The 23,528-nt window shown below is 65.0% G+C and carries 18 protein-coding genes and 1 pseudogene; 13 read left to right on the forward strand and 6 right to left on the reverse strand.

Translation table 11 applies throughout. The features are described from left to right. Window positions 1-18 precede the first annotated feature (18 nt). Entirely contained in the window at window positions 19-753 is a 735-nt protein-coding gene (locus GEMMAAP_RS00935) for a peptidylprolyl isomerase (protein ID WP_053333898.1), read from the forward strand. Beyond that, window positions 754-1,011, forward strand: coding sequence for a hypothetical protein (locus GEMMAAP_RS00940; RefSeq protein ID WP_026849058.1), 258 nt, complete (start codon window positions 754-756; stop codon window positions 1,009-1,011). Window positions 1,012-1,014: 3 nt separating this feature from the next. Here GEMMAAP_RS00940 and sseA read toward each other — a convergent pair whose 3' ends face one another. Then, window positions 1,015-1,872, reverse strand: coding sequence for a 3-mercaptopyruvate sulfurtransferase (gene sseA / locus GEMMAAP_RS00945; protein WP_043580358.1), 858 nt, complete (start codon window positions 1,870-1,872; stop codon window positions 1,015-1,017). A 232-nt stretch (window positions 1,873-2,104) separates the two neighbouring features. Here sseA and GEMMAAP_RS21120 point away from each other — a divergent pair. The 3 genes and pseudogenes from GEMMAAP_RS21120 to GEMMAAP_RS00960 form a co-directional block, all read left to right on the forward strand. Continuing rightward, window positions 2,105-2,617: pseudogene (locus GEMMAAP_RS21120) on the forward strand (RBBP9/YdeN family alpha/beta hydrolase); the annotation flags it as partial. Window positions 2,618-2,656: 39 nt separating this feature from the next. Further along, window positions 2,657-3,601, forward strand: a complete 945-nt coding sequence (locus tag GEMMAAP_RS21125) for an NAD(P)H-binding protein (protein WP_043580359.1) — start codon at window positions 2,657-2,659, stop codon at window positions 3,599-3,601. A gap of 71 nt (window positions 3,602-3,672) precedes the next feature. Then, window positions 3,673-4,755: an acetamidase/formamidase family protein gene (locus GEMMAAP_RS00960; protein ID WP_026849061.1), complete on the forward strand. Its 1,083-nt coding sequence runs from the start codon at window positions 3,673-3,675 to the stop codon at window positions 4,753-4,755. 355 nt (window positions 4,756-5,110) lie between these two features. Here the strand turns inward: GEMMAAP_RS00960 and GEMMAAP_RS00965 are convergent, their stop codons facing one another. From GEMMAAP_RS00965 to GEMMAAP_RS00975, 3 genes are all read right to left on the reverse strand, one after another. Further along, window positions 5,111-6,697 (reverse strand): amidase, encoded by a 1,587-nt coding sequence (locus GEMMAAP_RS00965; protein ID WP_026849062.1) that lies wholly within the window; start codon window positions 6,695-6,697, stop codon window positions 5,111-5,113. A gap of 87 nt (window positions 6,698-6,784) precedes the next feature. Beyond that, complete coding sequence (locus GEMMAAP_RS00970; RefSeq protein ID WP_026849063.1) at window positions 6,785-7,150, reverse strand: CBM20 domain-containing protein; 366 nt, start codon at window positions 7,148-7,150, stop codon at window positions 6,785-6,787. A gap of 32 nt (window positions 7,151-7,182) precedes the next feature. Next, complete coding sequence (locus GEMMAAP_RS00975) at window positions 7,183-7,668, reverse strand: DoxX family protein (protein WP_043580100.1); 486 nt, start codon at window positions 7,666-7,668, stop codon at window positions 7,183-7,185. Between the two features lie 137 nt (window positions 7,669-7,805). Between GEMMAAP_RS00975 and argG the strand changes: the two genes are divergently transcribed. Continuing rightward, window positions 7,806-9,143 (forward strand): argininosuccinate synthase, encoded by a 1,338-nt coding sequence (gene argG / locus GEMMAAP_RS00980; RefSeq protein WP_026849065.1) that lies wholly within the window; start codon window positions 7,806-7,808, stop codon window positions 9,141-9,143. 337 nt (window positions 9,144-9,480) lie between these two features. Here the strand turns inward: argG and GEMMAAP_RS00985 are convergent, their stop codons facing one another. After that, window positions 9,481-10,254, reverse strand: coding sequence for a VOC family protein (locus tag GEMMAAP_RS00985; protein WP_026849066.1), 774 nt, complete (start codon window positions 10,252-10,254; stop codon window positions 9,481-9,483). Between the two features lie 173 nt (window positions 10,255-10,427). On the opposite strand from GEMMAAP_RS00985, the gene GEMMAAP_RS00990 reads away from it, so the two are divergent. The 5 genes from GEMMAAP_RS00990 (at window position 10,428) to GEMMAAP_RS01010 (ending at window position 18,471) form a co-directional block, all read left to right on the forward strand. After that, window positions 10,428-11,129, forward strand: a complete 702-nt coding sequence (locus GEMMAAP_RS00990) for a hypothetical protein (RefSeq protein WP_026849067.1) — start codon at window positions 10,428-10,430, stop codon at window positions 11,127-11,129. An 11-nt stretch (window positions 11,130-11,140) separates the two neighbouring features. Beyond that, window positions 11,141-12,076 (forward strand): 2-dehydropantoate 2-reductase, encoded by a 936-nt coding sequence (locus tag GEMMAAP_RS00995; protein WP_026849068.1) that lies wholly within the window; start codon window positions 11,141-11,143, stop codon window positions 12,074-12,076. A 306-nt stretch (window positions 12,077-12,382) separates the two neighbouring features. Then, window positions 12,383-14,893, forward strand: coding sequence for a DUF1592 domain-containing protein (locus tag GEMMAAP_RS01000; RefSeq protein WP_053333899.1), 2,511 nt, complete (start codon window positions 12,383-12,385; stop codon window positions 14,891-14,893). A gap of 20 nt (window positions 14,894-14,913) precedes the next feature. After that, complete coding sequence (locus GEMMAAP_RS01005; RefSeq protein WP_043580101.1) at window positions 14,914-16,317, forward strand: DUF1552 domain-containing protein; 1,404 nt, start codon at window positions 14,914-14,916, stop codon at window positions 16,315-16,317. 15 nt (window positions 16,318-16,332) lie between these two features. Then, window positions 16,333-18,471, forward strand: coding sequence for an ankyrin repeat domain-containing protein (locus GEMMAAP_RS01010; protein ID WP_026849070.1), 2,139 nt, complete (start codon window positions 16,333-16,335; stop codon window positions 18,469-18,471). 77 nt (window positions 18,472-18,548) lie between these two features. Here GEMMAAP_RS01010 and GEMMAAP_RS01015 read toward each other — a convergent pair whose 3' ends face one another. Beyond that, window positions 18,549-19,592, reverse strand: a complete 1,044-nt coding sequence (locus GEMMAAP_RS01015) for a hypothetical protein (protein WP_026849071.1) — start codon at window positions 19,590-19,592, stop codon at window positions 18,549-18,551. Between the two features lie 210 nt (window positions 19,593-19,802). On the opposite strand from GEMMAAP_RS01015, the gene GEMMAAP_RS01020 reads away from it, so the two are divergent. Next, on the forward strand, window positions 19,803-20,750 hold the full coding sequence (locus GEMMAAP_RS01020; RefSeq protein ID WP_082820956.1) for a creatininase family protein: 948 nt from the start codon (window positions 19,803-19,805) through the stop codon (window positions 20,748-20,750). A gap of 59 nt (window positions 20,751-20,809) precedes the next feature. Continuing rightward, the gene (locus tag GEMMAAP_RS01025; protein WP_053333901.1) at window positions 20,810-23,518 is read left to right on the forward strand and encodes a DUF5916 domain-containing protein; all 2,709 of its coding nucleotides are present in this window, start codon (window positions 20,810-20,812) and stop codon (window positions 23,516-23,518) included. Window positions 23,519-23,528 lie beyond the last annotated feature (10 nt).

The raw sequence follows: 23,528 nt of genomic DNA on the forward strand, positions 1-23,528 counted from the left end.
TGGGGATAACTTCTGCGCATGCTGACTGAGAGTACGCATGGCGCGAGACGGGCGCTGGTAACGGTAGGGCTGATCATGGCCGTGCTGGGCGGTGCCGCGGCTTGCGGTGCGCCCGCCGAGCAACGGCGTCCGGTCGATAGTACCGCCAAAGTGCAGGCGGCGCCCGTGATTCCACCGCCGCAGTCGCCAGCAGTGGCGAGTCCGGCCCGCTTTACCGTGCGCGTTGAAACGAGCAAAGGCCCGTTTGTGGTGGAGGTCACCCGCGATCTCGCGCCGCATTCGGCCGATCGCTTTTATGAGCTGGTGACCAACGGCTATTTCGCCGACGTGCGTTTCTTTCGACTCGTCCCCGGCTTTGTGGTGCAATTTGGCGTGCACGGCGATCCGGCGGTGAATGCGGTGTGGGATACGGCCACCATTGCCGACGACGTGATGCGCACCAGCAATCGCAAGGGCACGCTGGCCTTCGCGGCCAACGGTCCACACTCGCGCTCCACGCAGCTGTTCATCAGCACCGGTGAGAACGGGCGCAAGTTGGACGGACAACGCCTGTTCACCCCCTTTGGCCGCGTGGTGCAGGGGATGGATGTGGTGGAAAAGCTCAACGCCGAGTATGGTGAGGAGCCGAATGCCATTCGCGCGGTGCGGCAGGGGAATCGTTATCTCACCCGCTGGTTTCCCGCGCTCGATTATATCGTGCGCGCCACTGTGCTTTCCGACAGCAGTGCTTCCACCATTTCACCCGTTTCTTGAATGGCTACGCCGAATCTCTCCCAGGAGTCCATCGACTCCCTGCGCACCGCGAAGAGCAAGCTGATGCGCGGCGTGATCATCTTTGCCGTAATCGACGCACTGCTGGTGCTGGTGTTTGTCGCGCTGGTGATGCAGAAGGGGCTGACGGGTTCGATGGTGGTCTATCTGCCGCTGCTCGTGGTACCCATGCTGGGGATGATTCCCACCATTACCAAACTGGGTGCGGTGGAGAAGGAGCTGAAACGGCGGCAGCAGTAGCCGTCAGGCGCCGGTTTCCACCGGCGTGTCGGGCTGACTCCCCCACTCGGTCCAGCTGCCATCGTACAACGCCGTTTGCGTGGCACCGGCCACATCGAGGGCCAGCAGCACGGCGCAGGCGGTAATGCCGGTGCCGCAGCTGGCGGCAATGGGTGCGTTGATGTCCACACCGGCATCGGCAAACTTCTGACGTAGCTGTTCAACCGGTAGCATGGTGCCGTCGCTCTGTACCATGGTGGCGTAGTGCACATGATGCGCCCCCGGCATATGGCCGCCACGCACGCCGGCGCGCGGTTCGGCTTCTGTCGCGCTGAAGCGTCCCAGGGAGCGCGCGTCCACCACCTGCTCGCTGCCGTTGGCCACGGTGGCACGCATGGCCTCCAGATCACGCCACCGTGCGGCATCGAGGCGCGGTGTGAACGTCGCGGCTGGGTAACTGGTGATCGTCACCGAGAGCAGGCGCTCTTCACGCGTCCACTTGGGGAGACCGCCGTCGAGCACGGCCACGTTGGCGTGTCCCATGGTGCGCACCATCCACCACAGCCGCGGGGCGCTGAAGTTCTGTCCCGAACCGTCGTACACCACGAGCGCGGTGTCATCGCCAATGCCCAGCGCGCCCAACCGGGCCGCCAGCACATCGGGCGCGGCCAGGGTGTGCGGGTAGAGTGCGTTCTCATCCGCCAACGCATCGAGGTCGACGTACACCGCCCCCGGAATGTGTCCCGACGCAAACTCCTCGCGCGGCGCGCGCCCGGCAGAGGGCAGGTACCAGCTGGCGTCCACAATCCGCAGGGCGGCGTGATCGAGGTGCTGTGCGAGCCAGTCCGTGCTGACGAGCGGGGTGGGGAGCAGGAGCGACATGGCGGGTGGGGCGGGGCGGTGAAACAGCAAGACGGCGGACGGCAGCCACACCGGTGGCAGAGGGCCGTCACACAAAAGTACACGCTGCGACTGCTGCCCACTGCCGTCTGTGGGGCTGCGGTCTGCCGTTTTCGACGTCCCGCGGGCCATTACCCCGCGACCGCCGCATCGCCGAGACTATCTTTCCTGCTGTCGTGGATACGATGCTCTTTCGCCGCTTCCCCCTGCTGCCATGATCACGGCGTTCATTCTTCCCGGTCTCTACAATTCCGGGCCGACCCACTGGCAGAGCCGGTGGGAGGCGCTGGATGCCGCCTGCGTCCGAGTCATGCAGGACGACTGGGCGACGCCGCGGTGCGAAGACTGGGCGGCCACGTTGCAACAGGCCATCGAGCAGCACAACGGGCCCGTCGTGCTGGTTGGGCATAGCTCGTCGTGCATCACCGTGGCGCATTGGGCGAGCACCGCACCGGCACAGCTGCTCGCCAAGGTCCGCGGCGCCCTGCTGGTGGCGCCCAGCGATCCCGATGGCTCGGCCTATCCGGCGGGACCGAGTGGGTTCTCCCCGGTGCCGCTCCTGTCGCTGCCATTTCCGAGTATCGTGGTGGCCAGCACGAACGACGAATACGTCTCGCTCGAGTGTGCGCAGCGATATGCGGCGTCGTGGGGCAGCACGTTCGTCAACATCGGGGCCCGTGGACACATCAATGGCGACAGTGGGCTTGGTGATTGGCGTGAGGGGTACGCGCTGCTGAACCGCCTGCGCGGCTCCCGCCGCGTCTTCATGGTGGGAGCCACCGGCACCATTGGACGTGCCACGGTGCAGGCACTGGTGCAGCACGGTCACGAGGTGGTTTGCTTTGTGCGTGCCAGGAACGGACAGGCGCCGGCAATCCCTGGAGCCACGGTGCGCACTGGCAATGTGTCCGATGCCAAGAGTGTCGTGCGCGACGGATTCTGCGGTGAGTCGTTTGATGCGGTCGTGAGCTGCATGGCGTCGCGCACCGGCGGTTCCAAGGATGCGTGGGCCATTGATCACGACGCGCAGCGTCATGTGCTGGACGCCGCGAAGGCGGCGGGGGTATCGCAATTCGTGCTGCTGTCGGCCATCTGTGTGCAGAAACCACTGCTGGCGTTTCAGCACGCCAAGTTGGCCTTTGAGCAAGCCCTCATGAACAGCGGACTCACGTGGTCGATCGTGCGTCCCACGGCCTTCTTCAAGAGCATTTCCGGTCAGGTGAAGCGCGTGCAGCAGGGCAAGCCATTTCTGCTCTTCGGGAACGGCGCCCTCACCGCCTGCAAACCCATCAGCGACGGCGATCTCGCGCACTTTCTGGCGGGATGTCTGCACAACCCCAGCTGGACCAATCGCATTCTTCCCATTGGTGGCCCGGGCGACGCGATGACGCTCCGGCAACAAGGGGAGTTGCTCTTCTCGCTGGCCGGCAAACCACCGCAGTTCAAGAGCGTCCCCGTCGCGTTGTTCGACGTGATTGTCGGCGTGTTCAGCACGCTCGGTGCCATCATCCCGCCGCTGCGCGACAAGGCCGAGTTTGCGCGCATTGGTCGCTATTACGCCACCGAATCCATGTTGCTCTGGGATCCGGTAGCCCAGCGATATGATGCCGTAGCCACCCCCTCATTCGGCAGCGATACGCTGGCGGATCATTACGCGCGGCTGTTGCGCGGCGAGGTGGCGGACGATCGAGGGGAGCACGCGGTGTTCTAAAAGCCACTGCAGTGGCAGTCCCAAACCGCAGTAGCAGTTCCCCAACCGCAGTAACACTCCTCCGACTCTGCATGCGCCCACACCTACTCGCCACACTCATCCTCGGCGCTCTCACCACCGGCTGCGCCTCCGGTTCCCAACGGGCCATCGCGCCGTTCTGGACACCGACGGCGGCGGCCGCCACGCATACGCTGCGACCGTCGCCCACGACGGTGGTGAATGGCGGCTACGATCCCGAGGCGCCGCCGGTGTTGCGCATGGCGTCGGGGGATCTGCTCGATGTGAGCACCGTGTCCACCTGTGGCACGCGTCTGCTGCAACCCGGCATGGATACCGGCACCGTGGAGCCGGCCATTCGGGCCATTCAGGCGGCGGTGACGGCCGGTACGCTCAAGCGTGGACCGGGCGGGCATGTGCTCACCGGTCCGGTGTACGTGGAGAACGCGCAGCCGGGTGATGTACTGGAGGTGCGCTTCCACCGCATTGATCTGGCCATTCCGTTCGCCTGCAACAGCTTCTCGTCGCGCAGCGGATTCATTCCGGAAGATTTTCCAAACACCACGCGCTCAAAGATCATTCCGCTGGATGCCCAGCGCATGATTGGCCGCTTTGACGACGAGCGCGGCATCGAGATTCCGCTGGGTCCGTTCTTCGGCAGCGTGGGTGTGGCGCCGCCAACTGCCCGCGGGCGCATCAACAGCGCGCCGCCGGGCATGCACGCCGGGAATCTGGACAACAAGGAACTCACCGCCGGCACGGTGCTGTACATCCCGGTGAATGTGGCCGGGGCGCTGCTGCACATTGGCGACGGACACGCCGCGCAGGGTGACGGCGAAGTGGATATCACCGCGCTCGAAACGGCGCTGCGTGGCACGCTGCAGCTCATCGTGCGCAAGGACATGAAGCTCACCTGGCCCCGCGGCGAAACGCGCGACCACTGGATAGCCATGGCCGCCGACAGCAATCTCACCGTTGCCGCCAAAATCGCGGTGCGTGAAGCGATCGTGCTGCTGGGCGATGTGTACCAGCTCCCGCGCGAAGATGCGTATCAGCTGGTCAGCACCGCTTGCGATGTGCGCATCACGCAACTCGTGGACGGCACCATGGGGGTACACGTGATGATTCCGAAGAAGCTGTTCACTCGGCGTCGGTGATTGAACAGCAACAGCGGTTCAGGTTTGAACCTGCCACTGCAGTTCTGGACTGCCACTGCAGTTTTTGACCACCACTGCAGTTGAGGTGCACCGCAGTTGGGGTCTGTATGGAAGCGCCCGCCGGCTTTGCCGGGCGGGCGCATTCCTTTGGTGGTTGTCTCACTGCAACTGCAGTTGGCGGTTATATCAACCACCAAAAACGTGCCGCCCAGGCGAAGCCGGGCGGCACGTTCCGCAGAAACCCAAACCGCCGTGCTCCTCAACTGCAGTGGCAGTCCAGAACTGCTGGTGTCTTCCAATACTGCAGTGGCAGGTCCAAACCCGAACCGCAGTTGCAGTTCCACGAACCGCCGTCTTAAAGAGGCGCCATTCTGAACGCCGCCTGCCGCTGCTCGAATGCATGCGCCAAGGCGAACAGCTTCGCATCCGAACCTGGCAACCCCACAAAACTCAGATTGCCGGCGGGGAGCCCGTCGGCGCCGTAGCCGGCTGGAACGGAAATTTCTGGGAGCCCCAGCCAGTTGCCGTAGCCGAGCGGGGTGCGCACATCGGGCCACGGGTCGCTGGCGTTCGGCGCTTTGAACGGCATGGTGGGATAGATCATCGCGTCGAGGCGGCGCTCCTGCATGCTGCGCGCGAGTTGGGCCACCACGGCGTCGCGGGAGCGCAAAAAACTCACCGATGCCGCATCGTGTTCGTAGGGCTGTGCGGCCAGCGACGCCATGGCCTCCCACTGCTCGGGTAGCACATCGTAAAACGCCCGATACGAGGCCAGCCCACGCTGCATCGCGGCGTGGGCATCGACGCCCTGTCGTTCGAAGTACCGACGCAGTGCATTGGCGGTACTGGCTGGCGCATTGGCGTTTGGCGCCACATCGCCGCGGGCCTTGGCTGCAGCGGCAAACTGCTCGCGATACGTCACACGGTCCACCGCCGGCGCAAATGCCTCCACAATCGCGCCGGCGTCCACACAACTCGCCACGGCCGCATCGAGGATCCCCAGACACTCGGCCGTCATCTGGGCGCGCGGCGCATGCCGCTCCACGAAGCCCAGTCGTGTGCCTCGCAGCGCGTTTGCGTCGAGCGTCTGCAGCGCCCCACGGGTCCAGCGCCCCGTCAACGACAGCCCGTCATCTTTGTCATGACCGGCCAGCACATCCAGCAGGAGCGCTGCGTCGGCAACTGTGCGGGCGAGCGGCCCGTGCGTATCCAGCACCGGCCAGGTGGGAATGACGCCGCTGCGCGGCACGAGCCCAAAGGTAGGCTTCACTCCCACCACGCCGGTGAACTGCGCCGGAATGCGATTGGAGCCGCCGTCGTCGGTGCCCAGCGCGCCAAACGCCATGGCGGTGGCCACCACGACCGCCGACCCGGCACTGGAGCCACCCGGCGTTATGCGTCCGCCGTTGTCGTGCGGGTTCAGCACCTGGCCGGTATAGCTCGAGGTGCCGTTGCCGCGATACGCAAAGTCATCGGCCGCCGTCTTGCCCAGCATGACGGCACCCGCCGCGCGCAGCCGAGCCACTTCCACGGCATCACGCGTCGCGCGCGCGGGAAACAGTGCCGCCCACGGTGCGCTGGAGGCCGTGGTGGGCAACCCTTCCATGTCGTAGATGGACTTGGCAAAGAGCGGTACGCCGTCCAACGGTCCCCGCAGCGCCTTGGCCCGCCACCGGGTGTCCGATGCGGATGCTTCGGCCAACGCGCTGTCGGCCAAGAGATCGATCGCGCGCAGTTGAACGCCTCTGGTGCGGCACTGCTCCAGGGCGCGCTTCGTGATCTCGAGCGCGGTGTACTCGCCGCGTAGGCGACCGGCCTGATACTGGGCAATGGTCCCGTGCAGCGGATCGGCAGCCAGCTGCGCCCACGCCGGCCACTCCACCAGCGGGAGCGCCAGGAGCGCGCCAAAGTGTGTCAGGGCTTCACGTCGGGAAAGACTCATGCGGGGCGGTCTCGGTCGGGAGAAATGCGGCTCCGTAAGAAACAGCGCAGGCTCGCTTCAGCGCCAGCCGTTCGGAGCCCCCCCGCCTCAGCGCTGATCGTACACGGCTCGATACACCACCGTGTCGCCGCCCGTGGTGGTCCGCGGCAGCCGCACCTGCCGGTTCCCCTGGTCTTGCGACGACGAGAATTCAAACGTGCCGTTTACCACGAACTTCACCTCGGTCACCAGACGGCCCGTGCGTGCTGAGACGGTTGCGGTATAGAGGCCGGCACTGTCGGGCACCGGGACCATGGGCGTGTCCTGTTGCCAGGAGAGTGGCAGGTCGGCGCCGCGCACCCCGACGCTCCTTACGTCGGGCACCCGCGAGACATCCACACGAAAGATCACCGTGCGGACGTACGCCTCTTGCACGCACCCCGTGGCCACGGTCATGATGGCCAGCGCGGACATTGCCGCCGTGGTACCCCATCGACGCCGGCACATCACGACGCACGCTCCCGCGAGATCAGCGCATCGAGGCTGAACCGTCCCGCCCCCAACACCATGGTAAAGAGGGAAAACCACACGAAGCCGGTGGCCGGCAGCATGTTCCAATAGCCCGCTTGCCATTGCTGGAAAAAGATGGCCACCAGCATGGTGCACATGATCAGAAAGGCGAAGGGACGCGCCAGCAGCCCGAGCAGAATGCAGACACCACCCACCCCCTCGGCAAAGGCGCCCAACCAGGCGAGCGTGTTGGGAAATTGCGCGAACAGGCCGCCAAACTCCGCCACGTCATTCGGGAACCAGAAGGCCACTTCAAAGAATCCCAGTCCATTCTCCGGCGGCGACCAGGGGAGCCCGAACTTGGGCGCCCCGAAGTACACCGTGAGCATGAAGCCGCACACCAGACGGGGGACAAGCAACAGCACATCCCCGGCCAGCGGCACGGGAACAGGTTTGGTCAGGCGGGCAAGCCACAGGGTCATGGGACTCGGTTGTGAGGGTCTACCGTAGGTTCGCGCCGCACGGTGTCGTGGATGCACTACCCGCGTTTCGAACGTGCCCCCTCCTGTGCTAGTTTCCGGGGTCCATCCTTTGTTTCCGTCTGCGCACCGAGCTCTCCGTGGCCAACATTCTTCAGCACCTTCCTGCCGGCGAAAAGGTCGGCATTGCCTTCTCCGGCGGTCTCGATACCAGCGCGGCGCTGCATTGGATGCGCGAAAAGGGCGCCATTCCGTATGCGTACACCGCCAACCTCGGCCAGCCCGACGAAACGGACTACGACGAGATTCCGCGCAAGGCGATGGCGTACGGCGCCGAGAAGGCCCGGTTGATTGAATGCCGGTCGCAGCTGGTGGCCGAAGGGCTGGCCGCGCTGCAGTGCGGCGCGTTCCACATCAGCACGGCGGGGCAGACGTACTTCAACACCACGCCGCTGGGTCGGGCCGTGACTGGCACGATGCTGGTGGCGGCGATGCGCGAAGATGATGTAAACATCTGGGGCGATGGCAGCACGTTCAAGGGCAACGACATTGAGCGGTTCTATCGCTACGGGTTGCTCACCAACCCCAATCTGCGGGTGTACAAGCCGTGGCTGGATCAGCAGTTCATCGACGAACTGGGCGGCCGCACGGAGATGGCGGAGTACCTCATCAAGTCGGGCTTCGAGTACAAGATGTCGGTGGAGAAGGCCTATTCCACCGACTCCAACATTCTGGGCGCGACGCACGAAGCGAAGGACCTCGAGTTCCTGAACAAGGGGATGCACATCGTGCAACCCATCATGGGTGTGGCGTTCTGGCGTGATGAGGTGGAGGTCAAGCGCGAGACCGTGACCATCCGCTTCGTGGAAGGGTATCCGGTGGCCATCAATGGCCAGGAGTTCGGCAGCGCGCTCGAGCTGTTCACCGAAGCCAACGTGATTGGTGGCCGTCACGGGCTGGGGATGACCGACCAGATTGAGAATCGCATCATTGAAGCGAAGAGCCGTGGCATTTACGAGGCGCCGGGGCTCGCGCTGCTGTTCATTGCGTACGAGCGGCTGGTGACGGGCATTCACAACGAAGACACCATCGAGCAGTACCGCCTGAACGGCAAGAAGCTCGGCCGGTTGCTGTATCAGGGGCGCTGGCTCGACCCGCAGTCGCTCATGCTGCGTGAGAGCGCGCAGCGGTGGGTGGCGCGCGCCGTCACGGGTGAAGTGACCATCGAACTGCGCTGTGGCAACGACTACTCCATCATGGACACGTCGAGTCCGAACCTGACGTACAAGCCCGAGCGTCTCACGATGGAGAAGGGGCAGGAATACTTCTCGCCGCTCGATCGCATTGGGCAGCTCACGATGCGCAACCTCGACATCGTGGACACCCGCGACAAGCTCGCCATCTACTCGGCGACGGGACTGCTCCAGTCTTCGGCCACCAACGGCGTGCCGCAACTGCGGAGTGGAAGCGACGAATAAGCGGCGGCGTTCGCGGCGGGACACACACCGCTTGTCTCGGCCGCCTCAGATCTGAGATCTGAGAGTCAGAGCGTTGCGAGGCCCGAGGTGCGATGGATATCGAATGTGAGAGGGTCGAGATAACCACGACGATGAGAGGTGCGAGTGCTTACGTCCGCTCGTAACAGCGGGGACGACCGCTGTTCCAGCGGCGTCCGTGGGGGGCACATCAGTGCGGAGGCAACTGCTCGCACCTCTCACTGTCGTGGTTATCTCGCCCCTCTCACCCTCGATATCCATCGCACCTCGATCGTCCCAACGCTCTCACCTCAGCGTCCCACATCTCCGATCTCAGATCTCATCCTGCCATGTAGGAGAGGTAGGCCCCTTGTGGGTCCTGCACGATCATGATGCGGCCGTGGGGTGAGTTGATGGGTCCCGCCACGGTCTTGCCGCCGTGCTTGGCCCACACCGCATTCGCTTCCTCCAGGTTGGCCACGGCGAAGTAGGGCATCCAGTTGGGCGGAATGCCTTCCCAGTGCTCGTCCATCTGCAGTACGCCGGCCACGGGGGCGCCGCCGCCAGCGGGATGGAGCGTGTGATAGACCACGCCGGGCGCGTCCAGCTTGTGCACGTCGAGGTCAAACACCTTTGCGTAAAACTCGGCGTTGCTCGCGCCATTGCGGCTGTTCACTTCGCTCCAGCACATGGAGCCGTGTTCGCCCTCGATCTCCGCGCCGATGAACGGGTCGGCTTGCCAGAGCCCGAACACGGCCCCGTCCGCATCGACGGCGATCGCCATGCGTCCGGATCCGGGGATGTCCATGGGTGGCACCATGACCTGACCACCGTTGGTGGTGATGCGCGCGATGGTCTCGTCGGCGTCGGCGGTTCCCCAGTACACGGTCCACACCGTTGGCATGGCCTCTTGTCCCGGCATTTTGGGCGCCAGGGCAGCCGCGGCCCGCCCGCTGGGGGTGCGGGCCATGGTGTAATGCCCGAACGCGGGCCCCATGTCTTCATAGCTCCAGCCGAAGAGTTCGCTATAGAGCGACTTGGCCGCGCCGAGGTCTGAGGTGGACAGATCGAACCAGCACGGCCGGTGGAGCAGCGGGGCGTCGATGGGAGGCATTCGGGTCCTCGGGGGTGGGGAGTGGTCGGAAAAGCTACGGCTGTGGCGTGGCGCGTGCTTCATCTCTGACCCCCCGTTGGACCGCGAATCATCGCGCAGAGTTGCATCCCCGTGGGAAAGGGCGAGTATTCAGCCTCCCACCGAGTCATCCTACCGAAGCAAAGGAGTTGCTCATGAAGCGTTTCATGCAGGGTGCCGCCGCGGCACTCGCCCTGGCCCTCGTGCCCCAGCTCGTGCAGGCGCAGGACAACGAGAAGTCGATGGCCGTCAAAGGCGGCATCCAGATGAAGGGGTGGATGGGTGTCGTGGACGCCAAGGAAGCCAAGGCCGGTCTCACCGTAGACAGCGCCAAGTTCGTGTCGATGGGCCCGGGCATGCACGCCACGACTGGTCCGGCCATTACGTACTGGAATCCGTCCATGAAGGCGAGCGGTGACTACACCGTGAAGGCCACCTTCTCGGAGCGTGAGTACATGGGGCTCAACAACCACCCGCATCCGTACGGGCTGGTCATGGCCGGTAACGACATGGGCGCCGAGGGGGCCAGCTACCTGTACTGCGCGGCGTACGGCAACGGCAACTTCATCGTGCGTGGCTTTGGTCCGGCCCCGTTCCAGATGAACGGCCCGCGCGGCGGCATGCACCCGGCGGTGAACAAGGCCGAAGCCAAGGGCAAGCCGGTCACGCAGGAAATCGCCATGTCGGTGAAGGGCGACAAGGTCTCCTGCAGCATCAACGGGCAGGAAGTGGCCAGCTATACCAAGGCCGAAGTGACCGGTGCGGGTAAGCTCAAGAGCACCGACGGCGTGGTGGGCTTCCGCATGGGCCACAACACCGACGCGCACATCGCCGGTTTCGCGCTCACCAAGAACTGAGTTCAACGCGTATGCGCATAGCCGTGGTGGGTGCCGGTGCAGTGGGCGGCGTGTTTGGCGCCCGACTCGCCACGGCTGGTCACGAGGTCACGTTCCTCGCGCGCGGCACCACGTTGGAGGTGCTGCGCACGCAGGGGCTGCAGTTGGAGAGTGTGCACGGCAACGTGCACCTCTCTCCCACGCACGCCACCGATGATCCCGCCGCCATTGGTGTGGTGGATTGTGTGTTGGTGGGCGTGAAAGCCACGCAGGTGGCGGCCATTGCGCCGTCGCTGCGCCCCCTGCTTGGTCAGCACACGGCGGTTATCCCACTGCAGAACGGGGTGGAGGCCAGCGTACAACTGGCGCAGGCGCTGGGCCCCGACCATGTGCTGGAAGGGTTGTGCCGGGTGATTGCCGAACAGGCCGGCCCCGGGAAGATCCGCCACATGGCGGTCACGCCGCTGCTGGAGTTCGGACCGCGCGCCGGGCACCCGCCAGCCCCGGCCGTCGCGGCCGCCCTTCCCGCCATTGCTGACGCCATCAACGCGGCAGGGATGCAGGCGCTCATTCCCGCCGACATGGCGGTCGCGCTCTGGGAAAAATTCCTGTTCATTGAGCCCATTGGGGTTGTCTGCGCGGCCACGGGAGAGTCGTTCGGCCCCGTACGAACTATTGCGGAGACCCGCGCGCTGGTGGACGCCGCGCTTGACGAAGTCATTGCGGTGGGGCAAGCCGTCGGTGTCGCGTGGCCAGCCGATGCAAAAGCCGTGGTTTGGCAGCGATATGACAGTTTGCCACCGCACGAACGCACCAGCATGGCACGCGACCTCCTCGCGCAACGCCCCAGTGAGTTTGACGCCCAGACCGGCGCGGTAGTGCGGCTGGGACAGCAGTATAGCGTCGCCACGCCTGTGCATGCCGTGCTGCACGCGGTGTTGCTGCCACGGGTAATTCCCGCCACCTGATCCGCCAGCAGCGCGACAGTCCAGGGGGCGCGCTTCGCGCAGCGGCGCCGCACGCACGCCGCCGGGTCGCGCACCAGGCCGCCGCGGTCCCGGCCATGTAATCTCCCTCATTCGCATTTTTCAACGAATTCGCAGCGGGTTGTCCCGACCGTGCGTAATTTCAAGTACGCGCACCACTCTCCGATCTCCCCCCCCGTCGGAGCAGGCGCACCCCCGTGGTACACGCTGGTCCAGCAGGTAGACGACGCTCGCTGTTGTTCATCGCCCCGCGATGCATGACACGGGCGCACTCTGTGGAGTCGCTGCATGAAGGTTCTGCTCGCATGGTCGGGACTGACGGCATCGGTAACGATGATCTCATCGTTGCTGACGTCCGATCCGTTGCCGCCAACTCGTGAACGCGCTGCCTCCGCCACGCCCGCGCGTGGTCCGGCGGCCGCAACGCATCCGGTACTCTCCCGGTCCATTACGCCGACCCGCGCGCCGGCCAAGTTTGGCGCCCGCGGCATGGCCATCGCTGCCCTCGACAGCACGGTACAGCGCTATTGTGGCCAGTGCCACAATCCCACCATGCGTCGGGGCAATCTCAATCTCCGCGGCTACAGCATTGCCAAGGCCACTGGGAGCGATGCCACCGAAAAGATGATCCGTAAGCTGCGCGCCGAGATGATGCCGCCGCCGGGGTCCAGGCGCCCCACTGGCGACACCCTGCTCGCGCTCGTGGAAACGCTGGAACAGACCATGGACGCCGTGCCCACCAACCCGGGAACGCGCTCCTTCCAGCGGCTCAATCGCGCCGAGTATGAGCGCGTGTTGCGTGATCTGGTCGGCCTCGATGTCGACGCCGGCGACTGGCTGCCGCTCGACACCAAGAGTGCCAACTTCGATAACATCTCCGATGTGCAGGTGCTGTCGCCCACGCTGCTGGAGGGCTACCTCAACGCCGCCGCCGCCGTGAGCCGCATGGCCGTTGGCGATACGAAGACGGGGGTGCAGCAGGTGCTGTACAAGACTTCGCCCTTCGCGTCGCAGCACCCGTGGGACCACGTGGAAGGCACGCCGTACGGCACGCGCGGCGGCCTTGTCATCAAGCACTCGTTCCCGGCTGATGGCGAATACCAGATCCGCGTGAACGTGGGTGGCGGCATTGGTCGCCCCAACGAAGACGTGGATGTCTCCATCGATGGCGAACGCGTGGCGCTGCTGCGCTACGACCGTGGCATCAATCGCAACAGCGAATCGGCCGACCTCCCGTTGGGCGCCGACTACCTGACCACTGAGCCGCTGGCCATCAAGGGCGGTCAGCGCACGGTCACCGTCGCCTTCGCCAGAAACTCCGAAGGGCCGTACGAAGATCTCATCAAGCCGCATGAGTGGTCGCGTGCCTCGCAGGGCAATGGCGCGCCCGGGACCACCGAGCCGGCCTACCTCATGGACGTGCTGATCGCGGGCCCCACCAAGGTGACCGGGCTCTCCGACTCCCGCAGCCGTCGCGCCATCTTCACCTGCGCCCCCAAGGCCGCTGCCGCGCAGCGCGTCTGCGCCCAAAGCATCCTGGAACGCCTCGCCAGCCGAGCCTATCGTCGCCCGCTTACGGCCAACGATCGCCGCTCGCTCATGAGCTTCTACGACAAGGGCGCCGCGGTTGGCGGAACGGAAGGCTTTGAGGAAGGGGTGCGCCTCGGCATGCAGGCCATGCTGGCCAGTCCGCACTTCATCTTCCGCTTCGAACGCACCCCCGCCGGTGTGGCGGAAGGCACCGACTTCCGCATCGATGACAACGAGCTGGCCACGCGCCTGTCGTTCTTCCTGTGGAGCACGATCCCCGACGAACGGCTGCTCACGCTCGCCAAGACGCGCCGCCTGTCGCAGCCGGCGGTGTTCAACGCCGAAGTGCGCCGCATGCTCGCCGACCCGCGTGCCGAAGCGCTGAGCACCCGTTTCGCCGCACAGTGGCTGCGCCTGCAGGATCTCGACAAGGTGAAGCCCGACGCGTTCCTCTTCCCCGACTTCGATTCGCAGCTCGGCGCCGCGATGCAGAAGGAAACGGAGCTGTTCTTCGAGGACCTCACCCGCCGCGACCGCAGCGTGCTCACGGCGTTCACCGCCGACTCCACGTTTGTAAACGAGCGGCTGGCGCGCCACTACGGCATTCCCAATGTGTCGGGCTCGCACTTCCGCAAAGTGGCCTACGCCGACGATCAGCGTCGTGGCATTTTGGGCCATGGCAGCGTGCTCGTGCAAACCTCCCTCGGCAATCGCACGAGCCCGGTGCTCCGTGGCAAGTGGGTCATGGAAGTGCTGCTGGGCGCGCCGCCGCCACCGCCGCCGCCCAACGTGCCGGACCTCGAGCAGACCGTGGGCGCCAAGGACGGCAAGCAGCTCACGACGCGTGAGCGTATGGAAATGCACCGGGCCAACCCCACGTGCAAATCCTGCCACAACTTCATGGATCCCATTGGCCTGGCGCTCGACAACTTCGACGTCACCGGCAAGCTGCGCTTCCGTGAGAACGGCGCCCAGCTGGATACGCGTGGCAATCTGTACGACGGCACGGCCATCACCACCACGGCCGACCTGACCAAGGCCCTGCTGAAGCGTCCGTTGCCACTCATGCGGAACTTCACGGAGAACCTCATGGCGTATGCTCTCGGCCGTCGCGTCGAGGACTACGACATGCCCACGGTGCGCGCCATTGTGCGCGACGCCGGCAAGCAGAACTACCGGATGTCCGCGTTCGTGATGGGTGTGGTGAACAGCAAGGCCTTCCAAACCAAGCGCGTCGAGCCGGTCTCGGCTGACGCGAATCAGAACTGAACCCTTTAGGAGCCTCTCCGATGCAATTTTTGACGCAGAAGACGTTGGAACGCCGGTCGTTCCTGAAGGGGTTGAGTGCGACGGTCGCCCTGCCGTATCTCGACGCCATGGAACCCGCGCGTCGCTTCCTTGCCGGGAGCGGTGCCGCCGCCGCGGCCGCTGGCCATCAGCGGCTGGTGTGCATTGAGTCGGTGCACGGCGCGGCCGGCAGCAACAGCTGGGGTGCCTCGAAGTACCTCTGGGCGCCGGAAGGGGTGGGGCGTCAGTTTGAGTTCTCCGCCGACAGCGCGCTCGCGCCACTGAACGACTGGCGCAAGCATCTCACGATTGTCAGCAACACCGACGTGCGCATGGCCGAGGCGTTTGATGCGCCCGAAATCGGCGGCGATCACTTCCGCAGCAGCGCGGTGTTCCTCACGCAGTCGCACCCCAAGCAGACGCAGGGGTCCGACCTGTTTGTGGGCACCAGCTTCGATCAGATCGTGGCGCGCAAGATCGGGCAGGACACGCCCATCCCCTCCATGCAGCTGTGCATCGAGAATCTCGATCAGGCCGGCGGTTGCACGTACAACTACTCGTGCGCCTACACCGACACGATCAGCTGGGCGTCGCCGAACGATCCGCTGCCCATGATTCGCAATCCGCGCGCCGCCTTCGATCTGTTGTTCGGCGCCGGGTCCACCAACGCCGACCGTTCGTCGCGCCGGAAGGACAACGGCAGCATTCTCGACTGGGTGGTGGACGAAATGAGCGCGCTCAAGCGCACGCTCGGCCCTACCGACCGTCGTCGCGTGGATCAGTATCTCGAAAACGTGCGCGAACTCGAGCGTCGTATTCAGAAGGTGGAAGCGAAGAACCAGAGCGGCGACGAGCGGCTGTTGCCGGAAGCGCCGGTGGGCGTGCCCGACTCGTTCGAAGAGCACGTCAAGCTCATGTTTGACATTCAGGTGCTGGCATTCCAGAGCGACATGACGCGTGTCTTCTCCTTCAAGACCGGTCGTGATGCGTCGAGCCGCACGTTCCCCGAGAGCGGTACGAACAAGGGCTTCCACCCGGCGTCGCACCATGGCGGACGCGAGTCGGCGATCCTCGAGTTCAACATGATCAACAAGTACCACGTCTCCATGCTGCCGTACTTCCTGCAGCGGCTCAAGGACACGAAGGAAGGCGACAGCAACCTGCTCGACAACACGACGATTGTGTACGGGTCGCCCATGGCCGACGGCAACGTGCACAACCATCGTCGCTGCCCGCTCATTCTGCTGGGCGGTGAGAACGGCATGCTTCCCACGAACACGCACCTCAAGGCGCCCGACGGTACGCCCATGGCCGACGTGTTCCTGTCGCTGCTGCACAAGTACAATGTGGACGCGCCGAGCTTCGGCGACAGCGTGGCTCCATTCGCGCTTTACACCAACGCCTGATCGAGGATATCCCGCATGCGGACCCCGTTGCGGATTCATCTCATAGCCGGCGTGGCCGGAGCGGCCAGTCTGGCGCTCCTGTCGGTGCCGGCGCTGGCGCAGGGCACCCGGACTGACAGCAAGCAGCCGGTGCGACTTTCCTCGGTGGGCGCGGCACGGCCCACCAACGCGTCGCCGGCTATTGCCGAAGCGGCGCGTCAGGGCGATCTCGAACGCGTGCGCACGCTGCTGGCGCAGCGCAACGACGTGAACATTCCGCTGGGTGATGGGATGACGGCGTTGCACTGGGCGGCCGAGCGTGGTGATGCGGCCATGGCCAGTGCGCTGCTCAAGGCGGGGGCCAAGCTCACGCCCACGACGCGCAACGGCGGCTACACCCCGCTGCACATTGCGGCGCGCGGCGGCAACGGCGCCGTGGTGCAATCGCTGTTGGCGGCCGGGGCCGATCCCAAGGTGCTCACCACCACGGGCGCCACCGCGTTGCATCTGGCGGCGCAGGCCGGCGATGTGGCTTCGGTCAATGCCCTGGTGGCCAAGAAGGCGGACGTGAACGCCCCGGAACGCAACTGGGGGCAGACGCCGCTCATGTTTGCGGCGTCGGCCGATCGCCCCGCGGTGATTGCCGCGCTCATCAAGGCGGGCGCCAGCACGCAGCTCAAGTCCAACAAGGTCGATCTCACCGAAGAACTGGCACGGCAGCAGGCGGCCGCCCGCAAGCGGAACGAAATGCTGTTCTCGTTCCTGCCGGAGAAGGTGCGCGACTCCGCGCTCAAGGCCATCTCCAAGCAGGAAGCGGAGCAGGCCGCGTTGCGTCGGCAGTTTGGCATTGGCGTTGAGCCGGTGCCGGGTGCGGATACGGCCAAAAAGGCGGCGCCGGCAGCCGGTGCTGCGACTGGTGCTGTTGCAACGGCGGCGGCGCCGGCATCGACCGTACCGGTACGCCCGCCCGCGCCCAAAGCTGACAGCGCCAAGGCCCCGCGCATCGGGCTCATTGCGCCGCCGGTGGCGTCGCTTACGCCCAAGCAGATTGAAGAAGCCATTCTGGCCGGGCGCGCGATGTACGAAAAGAAGGACATCGACAAGACCACCGAAACGGTGGTGCCGCGCGATACCACCAATGGCTTCAACGCCAACTACGAAGCGTCGGTGGGGAGCATGGGTGGCATGACCGCGTTGCATCACGCGGTGCGTCAGGGCAACATCGCGGCGGCCATGGCGCTGGTGGATGGGGGTGCCAACATCAATGAGATGTCGGCCAGCGACAGCACCACGCCGTTGCTCCACGCCGCCATCAATGGCCACTTCGATCTGGCCATGGAGCTGGTGAAGCGTGGGGCCGATGTGAAGCTGGCCAGCATTCACGGTCTGACGCCGCTGTATGCCGCCATCAACACCTTCTGGCATCCGCGGTCACGGTATCCGCAGCCGCAGGCGGTGCAGCTGCAGAAGACGACGCACTACGAACTCATGGGCGCCCTCATCAAGGCCGGTGCCGATGTGAATGTGCGCATGAAGAAGAACATCTGGTTCTTTGGCTACAGCAACTGTGGCAACGCCAACTGCGGCCTGGAGCTGCTCGATGGCACGTCGCCGTTCTGGCGTGCGACGTACGCGGTCGATCTCGAGGCCATGAAGATGCTCAAGAAGGCCGGCGCCGTTGATACCATGCCGTCATTCCGTCCGCCGCAGCTGGGACGTCGCCGCGCCCCGACGCAGGGTGAAGGTGGCGGATTTAAGCCCGACGCGTGGCTCGACTCCGCGTCCAAGGCGGTTCCGGTGGGTATTGGCACGTATCCCATTCACGCCGCGGCCGGCGTGGGTTACGGCAACGGTTTCGCGGGTAATGCGCACCGGCATGCGCCCGACGGCTGGATGCCCGTAATGAAGTATCTGGTGGAAGAGCTGGGGCACGACGTGAACAAGCGCGACCTCAACGGCTACACGCCGTTGCATCATGCGGCCTCACGTGGCGACAACGAGATGATTCAGTATCTCGTAAGCAAGGGCGCTGACCCCAAGGCCGTTGGTCGCGACTTCCGCACCACCGTGGACCTGGCCAACGGGCCGGTGCAGCGTCTGCGCCCGTTCCCGGAGACGATCTTGTTGCTCGAGAAGCTCGGGGCCCGCAACAACAACCGGTGCGTCGGCTGCTGATTCCACTGGCTGAATGAACAAAACGAAACGGGGGCGATGCCATTGGTATCGCCCCCGTTTCGCACGAAGCCAGCGCGCTACTTCTTTTCGCCTGCGATCAGCAGTTGCACATGTTCCTGCGCCTGCTGCAGTCCGCCTTCGCCATTGCCCCAATCGACCCGACCATCGGCGTTGGTATCCGCACCATTGGCGAGCTGGTTGCACAATGACGCCAGCTGCGAAATGAGCGACGAGGCCTCCTTGGCGTCGGTGGCGCTCTGAATCTGCTTGATGAGCGCGATGGCGGCATCGACGCGCGTCAACGTGCCGCGCGCGGCGGCGGCAATGTGTGTGGCGTGAATCTTCACGCCCCCTGACGCGCCGGTTTCCTTGGCCGCCAGCTCGATGTGCTGCGCCACACCACCGGCCGCCTTCCTGAGTCCGTAGCCTTTGCCCGGCCCCTCTTTCATGAGCGACGGGTCGAGCGCGTTGAGCACATGACCGGCGTGCATCTGCATCGCGGCGAGATTGGTCGGCGTGCGCGTCGCGAGCGCGGCGTGCTGACTGGCCACGGCCGCCTCGGCGAAGGCCATGGGAAGCAGCCCCATCTTTTCGGGCGTGTCCACGTAGGACGTGGTGACGTGGCCAATGTGCGTCCCCACGAGTCCGGGCGGGAGCTGTGCAGCCGGCACGAAGCCGGGCGCGGCAGCCACCGCCATACGTCCCGGGATGGGGACACCGGTGATCTTGGCCACGACACTGTCGAACTGCGTACGCAATTCGAGGTTGGTGCTCACGACGAACCGCCGACGTTGGTACTCGTCTTCGGTGAGGCCGCGGGCGGTGAGCACCTGAGCGACCGCCTCGCGCTTTTTCTGCGCGAGTTCGAGCTGGGCGTCCTTGGTCTTGTTCTTCGACTGTGCCGAGCGGGCGTCGGCGGAGTCATGAACCAGACCGATGGCGATGTGTGTTTCCGCCAGGAGCTTGACGTCAGCTGGTGTGAGTGAGGACACCGGTGGTTGGGCGCCGGCGGTACGGTTACCGGTGCTTCCGGTGGACGATTGGGCGTGTGCCGCGGCGGGGATGGAGACCGTCAGCAGAGCGGCGACAACGTACGGCGGGAGGGAGGGCGAACGGGTCATGCTGAATGCTCGTGCAAAACCTGCTCCGACGCAAATGAACGGGAGGATGTATGTCTGCGTATTACGCTGCAGGGGATACCGGCGTTGTTCGTGAGCTCTCCGTTCCCAGTCCTCTGGCGCCATGGCGCGTGAGGGCGCATCCTCTGGGGATCCGGATGCTGTTCCCACCGTGGCCCCTCTGTCCTTCCTTCCTCCCCGGGAGCCCCCCGCATGTCTCCGATGTTCACCTCCAGTCTTCGCCGCGCCCTCGTGGCGGCGGGTGCACTCACCGTCATGACCAGCGCGCTCGCCGCGCAGCAGCAGCGCCCGCCGCGCGATCCGCGCAACATGGGCGGCGGCAACTGCCCCGATAATCCATACAACTGCAAGGACGCCGCCAATCCGCTCCCGGCGCCCAACACGGTGTGGCTGGAAGAAATGACGTGGATGGATATCCGTGACGCCATCAAGGCGGGCAAGAAGACGGTGATCATCCCCACCGGTGGCATGGAGCCCAACGGTCCCTGGCTGGTGACGGGCAAGCACAATTACGTGCTGCACACCAACTGCGAAGCGATTGCCCGCAAAATGGGCAACGCGCTCTGCGCACCCATTGTGAAGTTCGTCCCCGAAGGCAGTTATGACCCGCCCAGCGGCCACATGACATCGCCTGGCACGATCAGCATGCGCGAAGAAACGTTCCGCATGCTGCTCACCGACATCACCGGCAGCCTCAAGGCACACGGCTTCGAGACCATCATCTACATTGGCGATAGCGGCGGGAATCAGGGCGGTCAGCGTGCCGTCGCTGATTCGCTCACGGCGCTCTGGAAGGGGGCGCCCATCGTGGCCCACGTACAGGAGTACTACGACTACGCCAGCGTGGCCAAGCACATGGAAGCGAAGGGCGTGAAGCAGACCAAAGCCGACGGACTGCACGACGATGCCGAAATCTCGCTGAACATGTTCATCGACGATCCCAAGAGCATTCGCTACGATGAGCGCGTGAAGGCCGGCCTGGCCACCATCAACGGCGTGTCGCTGACCAACCGCAAGCAGATCACCGAGTGGGCCAAGGAAGTGGTGGCGTTCCGGGCGCAGGTCACGGTTGACGCCATCAACAAGGCCGTGGCCAACAAGGGCACGCTCCCCGCGCCGCCACGTCGTCCGGGAAACTGATGCGGCGCTGACCGCGCAGGACATGTTTCTGTCTGTACGGTGCGTGGCTATTCTTCGGAATGGTTACGCACCGTTTGCGTCTTGTACGCCCGGCGATCGCCGCCTCCGTGCTGCTGCTCGCGACTCTCTCCGTTGTACCGCTTTCCGCGCAGCCGTCGCCGTCGTCCCTGCAGCCGTCGCCGTCGCTCCCGGCGCAGTGGCTTACGGCTCCCGTAACGCTGGACGGCAAGCTCAATGAACCCGTGTGGCGCACGGCGCCGGTGGCCACGAACTTCGTGCAGCGCGTGCCGCGCGATGGCAGTGCCGCTTCGCAGCGGAGTGAGGTCCGCATTGCCTACGATGCCGACGCGCTCTATGTGGGCGTGCGCAACTTCGACAGCGCCCCCGACAGTATTGCGCAACAGTTGGGGCGACGTGATGCCGACGATCTCTATGCCGACTGGTTCTACGTGGGCTTTGACAGCTACGGTGACAAGCGCACGGCGTTTGTTTTCGGGGTGAATCCGCGTGGTGTCTTGAGCGACTCCTATACCACCAACGACAGCTTCGAGAACGACGACGAAAGTTGGGATGCGGTGTGGAATGTGGTGGCGCGCATTGATAGTGTCGGCTGGACCGCCGAGTTTCGCATTCCGCTGTCGCAGTTGCGGTACGATGTGCTGAATGGCGTTGGTGCCGTGCGCCCGTGGGGGCTCAACTTTTCGCGAGTCATTGCGCGGCACGGCGAAGAGTCGTTCTGGTCACCCACACCCGCCAACGCGCCGGGCTTCGTCTCGCGCTTTGGCAGTCTGGTGGGACTGGATTCGCTGCGTCCCCCCTCGCGCACGGAGTTCATTCCGTATATCCGCACCCAGCTCGAAGCACAACCGGAGGGGGTGCGAAATCGGTTTGTGCCTGGCCAGAAACTGGCCGGTGCGCTGGGTGGCGATGCCCGCATCAAACTGCCGCAGTCGCTCACGCTTACGGCCACCATCAATCCCGACTTCGGGCAGGTGGAAGCCGACCCGGCGGTCGTGAATCTCAGTGCCTTCGAGGTGTTCTTCCAGGAGCGGCGTCCGTTCTTTCTCGAGAACGCCGACGGTTTTGGCTTTGGCACCACCCGAACCATCAACGACAACGACCCGCCGCGCTTTTTCTACAGCCGCCGGGTTGGTCGCGCTCCGCAGCGTCAGCCGGGTGGTGACAGTGTGGAGGCGGTTCGTATCACGACCCAGACACCCATTGTTGGCGCCGTCAAACTGTCAGGCACCACGCCGTCGGGGTGGCAAGTGGGGGTGCTCAACGCCGTCACCGCCCACGAGCACGCGGACGTGCTGCGCCGGAACGGTCAGGTCGTGCGCGAGGCCGTGGAGCCCCGCTCCAACTATCACGTGTCACGCGTGCGTCGCCTGTTGCGCGGCGGCAATACCGGCGTGGGCGGCTTCCTCTCCGATACCCGACGGTCGCTCGGCGATTCCGTGCTCGCCATACGGCTCCCGACATCGGCTACCGTTGGGGGCGTGGACTGGGAGCACGCGTGGAACAACCGCATGTACGCCGTGAGCGGTGTCTGGTCGGGGAGCAGCGTGACCGGCTCACGCGAAGTCGTGCAACGGCTGCAGACGGCCAACTACCGGGCCTTTCAGCGCCCGGATGCGGACCACGTGGAATTTGATCCTACCCGCACACGACTGACCGGACACTTCGGCGCGCTGTCCGTCGCAAAGCTGGCGGGACAGCGGGTGTTGGGCAGCCTCACCTACGAAGAGACCAGCCCGGGCTTTGAGGTCAACGACCTTGGCTTTCAGGTCCGCTCCGACGTGCGCTCGCTGTCGTCGGCGCTGCGCTATCGCAATCCGTTTCAGAACCGCTGGTCACGCGAGTGGGGCGCCAGTGTCTTTCAAACACTCGGCCAGAACTTTGACGGCGAACGCATTGAAACCCGCACGAGTGTGCTGGCTGATGCCACGTTCCTCAACTTCTGGTCGGCGTCGTACCGCTTGTCGTATTCGCCGGAAACCTTCAACGACCGATTGCTGCGTGGGGGCCCTCTCGCGTTGCGCCCCACGCAAACGCTGCATTCGCTTCAGGTAGAGAGTGATGGCCGCCGCACGCTGATTCTGTCGGCCAATGTGCAACAGACCAGCGATCCGACCGGTCGGTTGACGCAGAGCGCGTCGGTGGAACTGGATTGGCGTCCACTGCCGCAGGCGCGCATTCGTGTAGGCCCCTCGCTCGAAAGCGGCCGCACTACCGATCAATACGTGCAGGCGGTGTCTGACACGCTGGCCCGTACCACGTTTGGCCGCCGGTATGTGTTTGCCAACGTGCAGCAGCGCGAAGCGCGCCTCAACACGCGCGTGGACTGGACCTTCTCGCCCTGGCTCTCGCTGCAGCTGTTCCTGCAGCCTTTTGCGTCGTCGGGGGAGTTCTCCCGCTACAAGGAGTTCACGACGCCGCGTGAGTTTGCGTTTGCCGAGTACGGACGCGACCGGGGACGCTTTTTGCCCACCACAGGGAGCGGGATCGCGATTGATCCCGATAGCGACGGGCCGGCGCGGCCCTTTGTGGTTCCCATGCAGGATTTCACGGTGCGGGCGCTGCGCGGGAACGCCGTGGTGCGCTGGGAATACCGCCCCGGAAGTTCGCTCTTCTTTGTGTGGACGCAGCAGCGCGAGGCGGAGCTGGAAGCGGCCAACTTTGATATCGCCAATCAGGTGGGCCGCGCCTTTGCCGACCCCGGCCGTCACGTCTTTCTGATCAAGTACTCGCGATGGATTGGGCGGTAGAGCTTCAAAT

This window comes from Gemmatimonas phototrophica, assembly GCF_000695095.2.
Classification (GTDB): domain Bacteria; phylum Gemmatimonadota; class Gemmatimonadetes; order Gemmatimonadales; family Gemmatimonadaceae; genus Gemmatimonas; species Gemmatimonas phototrophica.

Excerpts from the sequence above, each read along its gene's own strand:
- GEMMAAP_RS00995 (WP_026849068.1), top strand. The coding sequence starts at position 11,141 with ATGCGCATAGCCGTGGTGGGTGCCGGTGCAGTGGGCGGCGTGTTTGGC.
- GEMMAAP_RS01015 (WP_026849071.1), bottom strand. The coding sequence starts at position 19,592 with ATGACCCGTTCGCCCTCCCTCCCGCCGTACGTTGTCGCCGCTCTGCTG.
- GEMMAAP_RS01025 (WP_053333901.1), top strand. The coding sequence starts at position 20,810 with ATGGTTACGCACCGTTTGCGTCTTGTACGCCCGGCGATCGCCGCCTCC.
- GEMMAAP_RS01010 (WP_026849070.1), top strand. The coding sequence starts at position 16,333 with ATGCGGACCCCGTTGCGGATTCATCTCATAGCCGGCGTGGCCGGAGCG.
- GEMMAAP_RS00985 (WP_026849066.1), bottom strand. The coding sequence starts at position 10,254 with ATGCCTCCCATCGACGCCCCGCTGCTCCACCGGCCGTGCTGGTTCGAT.
- GEMMAAP_RS00990 (WP_026849067.1), top strand. The coding sequence starts at position 10,428 with ATGAAGCGTTTCATGCAGGGTGCCGCCGCGGCACTCGCCCTGGCCCTC.
- GEMMAAP_RS01000 (WP_053333899.1), top strand. The coding sequence starts at position 12,383 with ATGAAGGTTCTGCTCGCATGGTCGGGACTGACGGCATCGGTAACGATG.
- GEMMAAP_RS21125 (WP_043580359.1), top strand. The coding sequence starts at position 2,657 with ATGGTGGGAGCCACCGGCACCATTGGACGTGCCACGGTGCAGGCACTG.
- GEMMAAP_RS00935 (WP_053333898.1), top strand. The coding sequence starts at position 19 with ATGCTGACTGAGAGTACGCATGGCGCGAGACGGGCGCTGGTAACGGTA.
- GEMMAAP_RS01020 (WP_082820956.1), top strand. The coding sequence starts at position 19,803 with ATGTCTCCGATGTTCACCTCCAGTCTTCGCCGCGCCCTCGTGGCGGCG.
- GEMMAAP_RS00940 (WP_026849058.1), top strand. The coding sequence starts at position 754 with ATGGCTACGCCGAATCTCTCCCAGGAGTCCATCGACTCCCTGCGCACC.
- GEMMAAP_RS00975 (WP_043580100.1), bottom strand. The coding sequence starts at position 7,668 with ATGACCCTGTGGCTTGCCCGCCTGACCAAACCTGTTCCCGTGCCGCTG.
- GEMMAAP_RS00970 (WP_026849063.1), bottom strand. The coding sequence starts at position 7,150 with ATGTCCGCGCTGGCCATCATGACCGTGGCCACGGGGTGCGTGCAAGAG.
- sseA (WP_043580358.1), bottom strand. The coding sequence starts at position 1,872 with ATGTCGCTCCTGCTCCCCACCCCGCTCGTCAGCACGGACTGGCTCGCA.
- GEMMAAP_RS01005 (WP_043580101.1), top strand. The coding sequence starts at position 14,914 with ATGCAATTTTTGACGCAGAAGACGTTGGAACGCCGGTCGTTCCTGAAG.
- GEMMAAP_RS00965 (WP_026849062.1), bottom strand. The coding sequence starts at position 6,697 with ATGAGTCTTTCCCGACGTGAAGCCCTGACACACTTTGGCGCGCTCCTG.
- GEMMAAP_RS00960 (WP_026849061.1), top strand. The coding sequence starts at position 3,673 with ATGCGCCCACACCTACTCGCCACACTCATCCTCGGCGCTCTCACCACC.